This is a genomic window from Candidatus Saccharimonadales bacterium (genome assembly GCA_035457485.1).
Classification (GTDB): Bacteria; Patescibacteriota; Saccharimonadia; order Saccharimonadales; family EFPC-124; genus DATIBO01.
Window position 1 is genome coordinate 1 of sequence record DATIBO010000006.1, and the last position, 12717, is coordinate 12717.

Below are 12717 nucleotides of genomic sequence, written 5' to 3' on the forward strand. Positions count from 1 at the left end.
CAAGCCTTGGTAAGGTTCTTCGCTTACCATCGAATTAAACAACACGCTCCACCGCTTGTGCGGGTCCCCGTCAATTCCTTTGAGTTTTAGTCTTGCGACCGTACTCCCCAGGCGGGATGCTTAACGCGTTAGCTTCGCTACAAGAGGGGTCGATACCTCTTACAGCTAGCATCCATAGTTTACGGCGTGGACTACCCGGGTATCTAATCCGGTTCGCTCCCCACGCTTTCGTGCCTTAGTGTCAGAAATAGTCCAGCATCCTGCCTACGCCATTGGTGTTCCTCCTAGTATCTACGGATTTTACCCCTACACTAAGAATTCCAGATGCCTCTCCTATTCTCGAGTTTATCAGTTCGAATAATAGCCTCATGGTTAAGCCACAAGATTTCACTATTCGCTTGATAAACCACCTACGCAACTCTTTACGCCCAGTCAATCCGGATAACGCTTGGGTCCTACGTATGACCGCGGCTGCTGGCACGTAGTTAGCAGACCCTTATTCCTATGTTACTGTCATATTCATCGCATAGAAAAGAAGTTTACAACCCGAAGGCCTTCATCCTCCACGCGGCGTTGCTCCATCAGGCTTTCGCCCATTGTGGAATATTCCTAACTGCTGCCTCCCGTAGGAGTCTGGACCGTATCTCAGTTCCAGTCTGACTGATCATCCTCTCAAACCAGTTAAAGATCATCGACTTGGTGAGCCATTACCTCACCAACTATCTAATCTTACGCGGGCTCCTCCCAAAGCGCCGAAGCTTTACTCCGTAGAGCATATGCGGCATTAGCCACCCTTTCGGGCAGTTATTCCTCACTTTGGGGCAGATTCCCACGCGTTACTCAGCCGTCCGCCGCTCGTCAGCAGAGAAGTAAACTTCTCCCTGTTACCGCACGACTTGCATGTTTTAGGCACGCCGCCAGCGTTCATCCTGAGCCAGGATCAAACTCTTCAAAAAAATAGAATGTTTTACGAACATTCAAAAACGTTACTGACGTTGACTTGCACTACCACATTGTTAATGTGCCCTTTATCTTGCTCAACCACCGAGACAGATCAGACTGCTAAGTATCATATCGTGCCGAGTCTGATCTGTCAACAAAAATCTTAAAAAATCTCAAAGATGTACAAAATTACAACTGCGGACACAATACCAACAGCGGCGCCGGCTACAACTTCAAGAGGTTTGTGGCCTTCAGCCATATAGAATTTCTTCTTAATTTTAGAAGCTTCGGCCAGTTCTTTTACAACTGCACCTTGCTCACCTACGGCGCGTCGTACATTTAATGCATCGTAAATCACTACCGCGGTTAATACCACCGCAACCCCGAAAACTGCCGAGGTTATGCCCTCTGTATAGCCAACCGTAGTTACCAAGGCTAACATTGTTGCCGTGTGAGAACTAGGCATGTCCCCAGACCTGAACAAAATACTTACATCTTTAGAGTGACTCTTGTCTTTTATAGCAATCAAAAGCTTAATGAATTGAGCCACCAACCAGGCAAGAATAGGAGCAGCTATGTAAACCGAGAGCCAGCTTTCCATTATTCTGCTACCTCTTCTTCTACAGTCTCAGCTACTAAACCAAGAGTTGCAACGGCATCAGAATCTGCGAGGCGCATAATGCGAACGCCTTGGGTAGTTCTTCCGAGCGTTGGTATACCTTTTAGTTCCATTCTTATTGATTGTCCTTTAGCTGATATAATTAAGACTTCTTTCGCTGTTGGTGGTAGTGATCGTACCGCAACCAACTCGCCAGTCTTATTATTAACTATAGCAGCTTTAATGCCTACTCCGCTTCGACGATGTGTCGGGAAGTTGGAGACTTGAGTTAGTTTTCCGTAACCGTTTTTACTGAGGACTAAAAGTTGGCGATCTTCAATTACAAGGTCAGCCCCAACGACCACGTCTTTAGGTCGAAGTCGAATTCCACGAACTCCTCTTGCAGCTCGACCCATTGGGCGAATTTCTTTTTCATTGAATCTGATTGCTTGACCCATAGAGGTCGAGATTACAATTTCATCGTTTCCAGTTGTCAAATGGATCCAGCGCAACTCATCGCCATCATCTAAGTTAATTGCAATTAGACCAGATGTTCGAATGTTATTAAAATCGGCAACCGGGGTTTTTTTAACAGTTCCATGTGTAGTGGCCATAAACATGAATCCATTGTCGCCATGATCCTTAGAAACACGGACCATTGAAGTAACTTGTTCTTCTGGTTGTAGTTGAACTAAATTAACAACTGCAACACCTTTAGCCGTCAGACTCGAAGCCGGAACCTCATGAACCTTAAGCCTAAACACACGTCCCTTATTAGTAAATAGCAACAGCCAATCATGAGTACTCGCAGTAACAAGCTGGTCGATCACGTCTTCTTCTTTGGTTGTCATTGCGCGCTTACCTTTACCGCCACGATTTTGCTTGCGATATTCATTTACTAGCGTTCGCTTAATGTAGTTCTCTGTTGTTATTGTAACTACAACTTGTTCATCTGGTATCAGTTCTTCATCGCTAAACTTACCAAGTTCATGACCGACCATCTGAGTTCTACGTTCATCACCGTAGGTCTTTTTCATATCCAAAAGTTCGGTGCGGATAATCGCCAAAATCTCTTTTTCGTCTGCCAAGACCGATTCGAGCTTAGCAATTAATTCACGAAGTTCTTTTAGTTCATCTTCGATCTTCTTACGCTCTAGACCTGCGAGTCTTCGTAACTGCATAGCCAAAATAGCTTCGGCCTGAATTTCGCTAAGTTTGAACTTTTGCATCAAATTAGCATGCGCCTCTTCAGTAGTTTGGCTCTCTCGAATAATCCTGATCACTTCATCAATATGATCAAGCGCAATACTCAAGCCTTCTAAAATATGAGCGCGCTCTTTGGCCTTTCTCAACTCGTACTCGGTACGGCGGCGAACAACAATCTGACGATGTTTAATATATTCGCGTAAAATCTCTTCTAGACCTAGAATCCTTGGTTGGATTCCATCTATAAGCGCCAGCATGTTGTAATGAAAGCTCGTTTGCAACGGCGTTAATTTAAATAGTTGGTTAAGAACTTTTTTAGGGTAAGAATCCTTACGAAGCTCAATAACGATCCTTACTGTGCCTCTGGAACTTTCGTCACGGAGATCCGAAATCCCCACGATCTTCTTTTCCTTTACAAGATCAGCAATCTTTTCTACTAACGTTGCTTTGTTTACAGCATAAGGAATCTCGGTAACTATGATACGATGACGACCTTTTGCTGTCTCTTCGATATTGGCTATTGCACGAATTACAACACCGCCCTTACCTGTTGCGTATGCTTGCTTAAGCGGTGCGCCGCCATAAACAATACCTCCGGTTGGAAAGTCTGGACCTTTTACATACTTTAAAAGGTCCTCAAGAGTCGTAGTTTCTGGATTATCAATAATATGAATAGTTGCATCAACAAGCTCACTCAAGTTATGGGGCGGGATATTCGTAGCCATACCCACAGCAATACCCATCTGGCCGTTAAGCAACAGGTTTGGTAGACGTGCAGGCAGAACAGAAGGCTCTCTTTCAGATCCATCGAAGTTATCGCGGAACTCTACGGTGTCTTTTTCGATATCCGACAAAAGTTCTTCTGCGTGACGATTCAAGCGCGCCTCTGTATATCGGTGGGCAGCTGGTGGGTCGCCATCCATTGATCCAAAGTTACCCTGACCTGTCACAAGCAAGTAGCGAGTCGAGAAGTCTTGTGCTAAACGAACCATTGCGTCATAAATTGCCGTGTCACCATGAGGGTGATACTTACCCATTACATCACCGATGATACGAGCACTTTTTACGAACTTAGAGTTCGATCGGATACCATTTTGCTGCATCGAGTACAAAATTCGGCGATGCACCGGTTTTAATCCGTCGCGTACATCAGGAAGCGCGCGCGAAACAATAACGCTCATCGAATACTTAAGATAGCTATCCTCCATAACGTCTTCGACGGTTCTTAGTTCTAGACTTCTAGAATGAGCATCCTGCAAAATTTCGCCCTCAACCGGCATGTTTGTTTCTGGGTTTTGATCTGTACTTTCCATACTAAATGTCCAAGTCCTTTACGAATTTTGCATGAGTCTGAATAAAGTTCTTGCGTAACTCCACCTCTGTTCCCATAAGCTTGTTAAAGATCGCATCGGCTTTTTCTGCGTCCGACACCCTAACCTGAATCAAAACACGGTTCTCTGGGTTCATTGTAGTCTCCCAAAGCTGGTCAGCATCCATTTCACCCAACCCCTTGTATCGCTGAAGATCTGTGAGTCCAGCCTGCTTGTTACGGTCTTCGCTTGGATTAATTTTTGTACCACGTGCTTTGCGTTCCTCGATCAGCCTGTCCAGAATTTCATCGCGCTCAACGTCACTATAAGCATAAGTGCGCTTGTTTCCACCAGACTTCAGAAGATACAACGGAGGTTTTGCCAAATATAAATGTCCACCTTCAATAACGGGAGCCATGAACCTAAAGAAGAACGTCATCAGTAGAGTACTAATGTGGCTTCCGTCGACGTCGGCATCGGTCATAATAATAATACGCTCGTATCTCAAGGATCGCATATCAAATTGCTCATCAATACCCACACCCAAAGCTTTAATTAAGCTAACAATTTCGTTGTTGGCAAGCATCTTATCCAATCGAGCACGTTCAACGTTCAACACTTTACCGCGCAGCGGCAGGATAGCTTGAGTTTTACTATCTCGACCACTCTTAGCCGAACCGCCGGCCGAGTCACCCTCTACAATATAAAGTTCTGAATTTTTAGGATCCTTGCTCGAACAGTCGGCCAATTTACCAGGCAGCGAAAGTCCATCCAAAGCTCCTTTTCGGATAACATTCTCGCGAGCTGCGCGAGCTGCCTTACGAGCCCTAGCTGCTAACAACGCCTTGCCAATAATTTTTTTGGCAGTTCCAGGATTTTCGTCTAAGTAATAGGCGAAGTACTCGTTCATCACCTGCTCAACGTACCGGCGGACTTCCGGGTTACCTAGCTTATTCTTAGTTTGGCCCTCAAACTGTGGATCTGGCAGCTTAACGAGGATCACAGCAGTTAAACCTTCACGAACATCTTCACCGGTTAAGTTTTCTTCTTTCTCTTTTAAGATGCCGTTTTTACGCGCGTAGTCGTTAACTACCCGGGTTAACGCCGTTCTAAAACCTACAACATGCGTACCGCCGTCGGGGTTATATACGTTGTTGGCAAAAGCCTTAACAGTTTCAACATAGGTGTCAGAATACTGAAGTGCAATTTCGACAATTGACTGGTCGATTTCGCGTTCAACGTAAAAGATTTCATCAGTGACAACATCTTTACCTATATTGAGGTGCTTAACATAAGATTTAATGCCGCCATCAAAATAAAACGCGCATCTATCACCGGTTCGCTCATCAACAACCGAAGCATGAACGCCTTTAGTTAAATATGCCTGGTGACGCAAATAATTAACAGCCCAGTTGTAATCAAGTTCGACTGTCTCAAAAATTGTTGGATCAGGATAAAACGTTATTAATGTTCCTGTTTTTGTGGTCTTACCAATCTCTTTTACGTCAGACTGAGGCACACCATGTTCGTAGTCCTGAGAATAAATTTTGCCGTTTTTATATACCTCGGCATGAAGCTTTGTTGAAAGAGCGTTTACTACGCTGGAACCAACGCCGTGTAATCCACTTGACACTTTATACCCACCGCCGCCGAACTTACCACCAGCACCTAAGACCGTAAGCACGGTCTCTAATGTGCTCTTGCCTGTTTTAGGATGGACATCAACTGGTATACCCCTACCATTATCGAAAATAGTTACGCCCCCGTCAGCTAAAAATGTAACAGATACGGCTTTAGCGTGACCGGCGATCGCCTCATCGATACCGTTATCGGCAATCTCTTTTATTAAATGGTGGACACCATCATAGCCGGTGCTGCCAATGTACATTCCAGGTCTCTTGCGCACATGCTCAAGACCTTCCAGTACTTGAATTTGACTAGCATCATAATCAGAAGTTTGTGTTTGTTTGGTCATTTCCCCTCGCTTCACGAAAGTCAGTATTTACAACTCCATATTATAACGACTAAAAAGTCTTTTGTGCAACTACTTGTATTGAACATAATTGTTATGCTAATTTTATAGATAAGGAGCTAAAACAAAAATGTTTAGAAAACTTGTCTCCGGCCTTTCCTTTAGCCCGGCATTAGTCGGACAGCTAGGCTTTTACGTAAAGCGGCTTCGCAAAGAAGAAATAACACGGAGACTTGGTCTGATTCTAACTGTTTTAGCTGTGATTATGCAGTCTTTTGCCGTTTTCAGACCCGCAGAACAAGCACTGGCAAGCAGTCGGCCAGATGTAATTCCAGGTGGAGTTTCTTCGGTAAAGCAAATTGTCGACCAATACGACGCTGGCGCCAAAGGTCAAAACGATTTTAAAGATCTAATGGAATACATGGGAATAACTCGTGATGAACTAGCGTCGCTTGACAGCAAAGTTGTTTACATCTGTTCAACCGACAAGAGTATTATTAGCTTCGGCCGCGTTCAACATTACTCTGCGTCAGAAGGTAGCCTAACGCATAACGTCCCTCGTCAAACTGGTGGGTTTTCGATATTTTACTCTGTCCCGCTATACAGGTTCGATAGTGTCAATAACAGCGTGAATTGCTACGACGCATATGTAGGAAATTCTGCAAAAGCTGGCTGGTTTGCAATTATGCGCAAATGCGGCAATGTTCAGATAAAAAAGAATATTCAAAAATTTCCTAAAGGTCACTTTGTAAGCGCGACTTGCCGCAACGTTTTAGGCTTTGCTTACGACGAAAGACAGACAAACATACCAGTAAAAGTTTACTTGTACTTTGACGGCCAACCAGGCAAAGGAAAGCAGTACGGGCCAATAAACGCTAATCTCGGCCAGCCTGCCTCACCTGTTTCAGGTAACCACGGGTTTAATTTTGCGGTTCCGGAAGAGTATCAAAAATTAGGACGATCCGTTCAAGTTTGGGCGGTTATGGAACCTCTGCCAGGATGGAATGCACCGACGGTCCAGTTCGACAACGTTGTTGAAATTCCTGGAAACTGCGTGCCACCAAAAACCGCCAGCTGCGACAGCTTGAACGTAATCCAAACAAACAACAAGGTTAAACTCGAAGCGAAGGCAGTAGCCGAACAAGCTTCTATGATACAAGGCTACAAATTTTCTATCCTTGACACCAACGGAAATATCGTTAAAGAACAAAGCATCACCTCTAGCGCGTTGCAAGAATCAATCCAAGACATAGAACTTACCCCCGGTAAATACACAGCTAGAGTTGTGGTTATTACAGCGATTGGAGAGCAAACTTCTCCTGATTGCTCGAAAGAAATAACGATAACCGAAATTAACAGGTGCCCTTACTACGGTTCCACCCTAGAAGAAAATGATCCAAATTGCCTACCCTGCCCTTACGGTGAAACTATCTGGATAGATAGCCCTGAGTGCAACCCGCAGATTAGTTTATCTAAAGAAGCCAAGAATCTTACCAAAGATTCTGCGAACGCGAACGGAACCGTCGCCACTGTGTCGGACAGGATAGAGTTTACAATTTACACCACTAACATTAGTAGCAGTGAGGTTACTTACACTATAGATGAGCAACTTTCTGACGTTCTGGAATACGCCAGGTTAATAGACAATGGCGGTGGAAATTTTAATAGCACGAACAATGTCCTCAGCTGGAAAGATATAAAAATCGGCGCCAATCAAACAGACGTTAGAAGATTTACAGTTCAAGTGAACGATGTAATACCTGCAACACCTCGAGGCGCCAACGATCCTGCTGCATTTAACTGCGTTATGACTAATGCGTATGGTAATACTATTGAAATTGGCGTTAACTGCCCGCCTACAAAAGCCGTCGAGTCGGCCGTTAAGCGACTCCCCGAAACGGGACCAGGGGCAAACATTGTATTTTCAACAATCTTAATCGTATTAGTCACCTACTTCTATATGAGAAGTCGACTTATGAAAAAAGAGATAAATATTATCCACCGCGAATTTAACGGAGGCTCAAGATGAGTGAACGACTTAATCAATCGCACGAAAAAGGCGTTGAAGTATCGAAAGAGGCAGCCGAGCGCTCTGAGGCTCTAAAAAGTAAAGAATCCTTTATTGAGACAGCTGAGAAGTCGGAGCAGCGCGAGAGCAAAGCTCGACAAGAAGCCCTTGAGCTAGCCGAGATAGCAGAAGCTAAGACAATGGAAGAAAAGGTTGATATTGTTGAGCACGACCACCCTGATAAACAGCGCAACGATAGCTACAACAAAACAATGGCACAGGTTAAAACAGAATTAAGTCCTACAGCTCGTTTGTTTAGTGACTTTATTCACAATCCTGTAGTCGAAAAAACAAGTGACATTGTTGGCAAAACTATCGCCCGCCCTGACTCAATTATCAGCGGTAGCTTGCTAGCCTTCATAGCGGTCGTCGCATTATATGCAATTGCTCAGTACACCGGCTTTGCCTTGTCAGGCTTTGAGACTATAGGTGCTTTTATCCTAGGATGGATAGTTGGACTAATTTTTGATGGGCTAAGGCGACTATTTAAGCGGTAGGGCTTTCATTTTTGTGGTGAATCTTACCACGAACATCTATAAATATCTCGTCTAGGCCTTGCTCTTGGTCCTCGAGGTGATCTTTTTTAGGCAACTGAACAACTTCTTGGTTTTTCATTACGTCGTCCTTTAGGGTTGCGTTAATAGCATCGTCGACTTTGGCAGTATCGTGCTTGCTTAGATCATGACTGGCAGACAAAGCGGGCTTTGCGCCAAAACTTATATTTTGACCTATACCTTTTTTCTGTAGTTCCGTCAGTCCAGTGCCATTAGTGGAAGCACGGTTAATCTTGAGCTCGTTAGGTTGGCTTGAAGGCGTCACAGGATTAACAATAGCTTCTTGAGATGCGCTTAATGGTTTGCTGGTGCTTATTTTTTGAGATGCGCCTAACATACCACTATCTGCACTAGGCGACGTTTTAGAGGCTCCTACAGCCTTAGATGGAGGTTGGCTATCGTACTGTTTTTTGCGCTTAGCCAACCATTCATCCAAGAAAGATGGTGCGCCGGACTTAGGAGAAGATCCTGTTTTATTTGCGGCTTTGGTTGACTCTAACTTTTTAGCCTCACGCTCTTCGTCGCCTGCGCCTAATCGTTTAAAAATATCTCTTTCGACCTCCTGACGCGGTTTGCCATATTTTGCAGCCGATAACCGTTTAAGAGCACTGGCAAGCTGAGGGTTTGGCTTACCAAGTGGCGGAATAAACGACATACTAAACGCCGACGACGGAACGTTATTTATCATGACTGATGCAATACTCTCGAAGTTAGGGAGCTTCGTGAGATCTTCTGCGTCAAATGTAGGCGTAAACTTCTTAGAGAGGATTTCGGCATCTGTAGTTCCGATCCTTCCCGATATAACCGTACCAACGTTGCCTATGATCGCTTCACGGATTTTATCAGTAAGCTGAGTCATAAATTGGTTCGCTAAAATAAGATTGAGACGATATTTTCTCGCTTCAGAAAGAATTGTTTCAAAGGACTCGGTCGCGAAGTTCTGGAACTCATCAACGTATAAGCTAAAATCTTCGCGCTGTTCTTCGGGGATATTTGCTCGACCCATAGCAGCTGCCTGAAACTTCATTACAAAGATCATACCCAATAACTGTGAATTCAGTTCACCAGTTTTACCCTTACTCAAGTTAACCAAAAGGATCTTTTTATTATCCATTATCTCGCGCAAATTAAAGCCACTCTTAGTTTGACCAATAACGTTTCGCATCATCTCATTGGATAAAAAAGCACCAAATTTGCTCACGAACCAGCCCAAGACTTCACTCTTATGGTAATCGCTCGTCTGGGCCATTTCTTTATTCCAAAAATCCAAAACAGTCTTATCGGTTAGGTATTTAATTTTGGCCTTAGCAAAATCATTATCATTGAACACCTGAGGAATATCAATGAAAGAAGAGCCATTAGGATCTGACATGACAGTTAATGCACCGTTTCTGAACCAATGCTCATAGCGTGGGCCGATGATACCAGTGTGTCCTGGATCATAAAGCCTATAAAGCATAGCTATTGCCTCTTGGATCAAAAAGTCCTTCTGCTCTTTTGTTTCAAACTCAAACAGGTTAAGACCAATTGGATGATCGACATCGCCAGGAGAAAAATAGATGACATCTTCGACCCTTTCTTTTGGCACCATACCTAAGATCCTGTCAGCAGAATCGCCATGCGGATCAATAAAAGCAAACCCTTTTCCGTCAAGCATGTCTTGCAGCGCCAAGTTCTCAAGAAGACCAGATTTACCAGTTCCTGTTTGACCAATAATGTACACATGTCGTCGCCTGTCGATATCTGCAAGCCGAATCTGTTTCTTGGCTCCTCTGAAAACGTTATAGCCGAGCAAAAGACCTGTCTCAGATACGAACGAAGGTCCATCCACCATCTTAGAAGCTTGTCGTTGTAATTGTGACGTCGGTGTATTTCTTTGGTCCGGCAGATGAAAAATTGTTGCAAGTTCTACACTGTTTAAGATGTTCTTGGAGATCGTTTGCGGGAACAGTCGCAAAATAAACGCAGTAGTAAAATCCTCCATAGTTCTTGCCTCTGCAAACTTAAAGCCATTTTTGCTTGGCGAATCAAATAACGAGAAAGCAGCGACCATATTCTTAAGAATTACCTGAGAACGCGCAGACGTATTGGAAGAAGCAATCACTCTAATTATAACCTCGTAGCCTGGGTGTCGGGTCTTATCTTCGATCGCGTCTACAGTAGCCTGTTCCAATGAGCTAAGCTGTTTATCTTCGGGTTTTACTTCCTTGGCCTCGGGTGGCTTCCATAAAGCACCGGCGATATCTTTCATTGAAGACGACGAACCCACACCTTTTTGTTTTCGAATCTTTTCGGCGAAACCTAAAGAATTTTTAGCCCACTTCTCTGGAGCAGGCCTTATCAAAATCTGGACAGCGGCTCCATCGGCTTTATCAAGACCCGATATGGAATTAAGCAGGGCCTGAGTTGCATCGCGCTTCGACTCCTGAAAAGTTGCAATTGGGTAAGCAAAGTCTTTTTTTAACAACATTTCACCGCCGAAAGTTCCGCTAATTCGCCCGACTTTACTAAATATGTTGTGTTCTTCTCTCTCTTCTAGGCGGGCAGTCGGATAAGCCGCAACCACAGCTTGCTTAACAACATCCAACATAGAAACTGGGACAACTACAAAATAATGAATCAGTCCTTTAGTGGCTACCACTTCAAATGCGAGATGTCGCTGACCATAAAGCTTACTTTTAAAACCTTTAGTGGCCGTACTGGCGATGATATTGTAAAGGATTTGTGCCTGAGAAATCGTTTCTTCGGTGACGTCACGCACGTCCCTGCTTCCAACCTCGGTATCGTCGCTAGATGGCGGCAGATGAATGAGCAGAGGCACCATCTTTAGTCCCCTCTCGTAGTTTTTAGCTTCTCGCAGAACCTTTTTATACTGCCAAAATGCGATATATATAAATATCGCCAAAACAACTACACCCAGAGAAGATATAACTACCTGATTAAGCATCTAGGAGTCACCCACCATTTTCACTTCTTTACCATATCTTTTCTTAATATAATCCGCCTGGAGTTTGCTAATCTCGTGCTCTTGAGTATAAGGATCGTCTTTCGTTTGAGACACTATCTTTTTAGCCTTCTGAACCCACTCTCTCTCTATGACATCCTCGTCCGCAGCAACAATAGGATTACCGCTTAGGTCTTGCGCACTATTTTGAGGCGCCTGCGGAGCTGGCAGTACTGGAGACAAAGGTTGCATTGCCTGGGCCGCATGTCTTGCTTCTGCCTGAGCTGGAGCAACTTCAAGAGGCTTCTGTTTTTCAGATTTTACCTCCATTGGAACCTGACTAACCTCAGGCTTAAACCCTGAGCTACTCACTCCTGGAAAAGATTCTGGACTCTGTGGATTCATCCCATACCTTACTTATATAGCCTAACTACAATAAATTGTACCATGCTGTTTATGCAATAAGAACTCATTCAGTCTGAGTTTCGTAGCGCCTAGCCACGTAAAAACTCGCCAAACCTACCAGTAAGGCAATTAACGTCAATTCAATTGGTCCGAGCTGCCCTAAGGAGTTAAGGGCTACCATAAAAATTGGCGCCAGCGAGAAAATTAGCGATAGAAAATATAAACGTTTTTTATCTATTTTTTTGCCATACATCTTATAAATAAGCCTACCTAAAGCTAGAAGGATTACATAAACAGAGCTCGCAATAAGTGCATAAAAAATACAAAAAATGATAAGTATTCCGGCCGGCCCTACCACCAGAGGGCTGGTTACGTTCAATGCAGTCACAACAACCAGAAGCCAAACTAATGGCAAGATGTAGATAAAATATTTAATTTTGAGCCTTAATTTCGTAAGCATTACTATAAGATTACTAGAAATTAAGCTACAAAAAAACCCAGCGGGAAATCCGCTAACTTATATGACTTATGTAGCGCTTCCCGCGTGGGCTAACTGACCGCTCTCAACAAAGAGAGCGATATCCTAGCAGTCCTATAACTTTTAGACTGCATCCTCAAACTTTGTTTTCATGAACTTCTCAGTTTATGAATAGCAAAATCTTAGGAAAATGTGCTAGCTTTTGTTTTTTAATTTTTATTTTGTTCAGCAAAAGCTTAC

Annotated in this window: 8 protein-coding genes and 1 rRNA gene; 2 read left to right on the forward strand and 7 right to left on the reverse strand. The window is 43.9% G+C overall.

The window, feature by feature from the left end:
- The 4 genes from VLA77_00055 to gyrB form a co-directional block, all read right to left on the reverse strand.
- Window positions 1–956, reverse strand: a 16S ribosomal RNA gene (locus VLA77_00055); the annotation flags it as partial.
- Between the two features lie 149 nt (window positions 957–1105).
- Window positions 1106–1543 (reverse strand): divergent PAP2 family protein, encoded by a 438-nt coding sequence (locus VLA77_00060; protein ID HSE28972.1) that lies wholly within the window; start codon window positions 1541–1543, stop codon window positions 1106–1108.
- Window positions 1543–4059, reverse strand: a complete 2517-nt coding sequence (gene gyrA, locus VLA77_00065) for a DNA gyrase subunit A (GenBank protein HSE28973.1) — start codon at window positions 4057–4059, stop codon at window positions 1543–1545. Before gyrA ends, VLA77_00060 begins: the two co-directional genes overlap by 1 nt.
- Before the next feature lies 1 nt (window position 4060).
- Window positions 4061–6031 carry a DNA topoisomerase (ATP-hydrolyzing) subunit B gene (gene gyrB, locus VLA77_00070; GenBank protein ID HSE28974.1) on the reverse strand — a complete coding sequence of 657 codons (1971 nt, stop codon included), beginning with the start codon at window positions 6029–6031 and terminating at the stop codon, window positions 4061–4063.
- Window positions 6032–6158: 127 nt separating this feature from the next.
- Here gyrB and VLA77_00075 point away from each other — a divergent pair, with 127 nt between their 5' ends.
- Together VLA77_00075 and VLA77_00080 are read left to right on the forward strand one after the other, a co-directional pair.
- Complete coding sequence (locus VLA77_00075) at window positions 6159–8057, forward strand: hypothetical protein (GenBank protein ID HSE28975.1); 1899 nt, start codon at window positions 6159–6161, stop codon at window positions 8055–8057.
- The gene (locus VLA77_00080; protein HSE28976.1) at window positions 8054–8593 is read left to right on the forward strand and encodes a hypothetical protein; all 540 of its coding nucleotides are present in this window, start codon (window positions 8054–8056) and stop codon (window positions 8591–8593) included. The genes VLA77_00075 and VLA77_00080 overlap by 4 nt, the downstream gene beginning before the upstream one ends.
- On the opposite strand, the gene VLA77_00085 is transcribed toward VLA77_00080, so the two are convergent.
- The 3 genes from VLA77_00085 to VLA77_00095 form a co-directional block, all read right to left on the reverse strand.
- Complete coding sequence (locus tag VLA77_00085; protein ID HSE28977.1) at window positions 8583–11597, reverse strand: type IV secretory system conjugative DNA transfer family protein; 3015 nt, start codon at window positions 11595–11597, stop codon at window positions 8583–8585. The two genes, VLA77_00080 and VLA77_00085, sit on opposite strands and share 11 nt — an antisense overlap.
- On the reverse strand, window positions 11598–11999 hold the full coding sequence (locus VLA77_00090; GenBank protein HSE28978.1) for a hypothetical protein: 402 nt from the start codon (window positions 11997–11999) through the stop codon (window positions 11598–11600). It lies immediately after the preceding gene.
- Window positions 12000–12063: 64 nt separating this feature from the next.
- Window positions 12064–12459, reverse strand: coding sequence for a hypothetical protein (locus VLA77_00095; protein HSE28979.1), 396 nt, complete (start codon window positions 12457–12459; stop codon window positions 12064–12066).
- Between the last annotated feature and the right edge of the window lie 258 nt (window positions 12460–12717).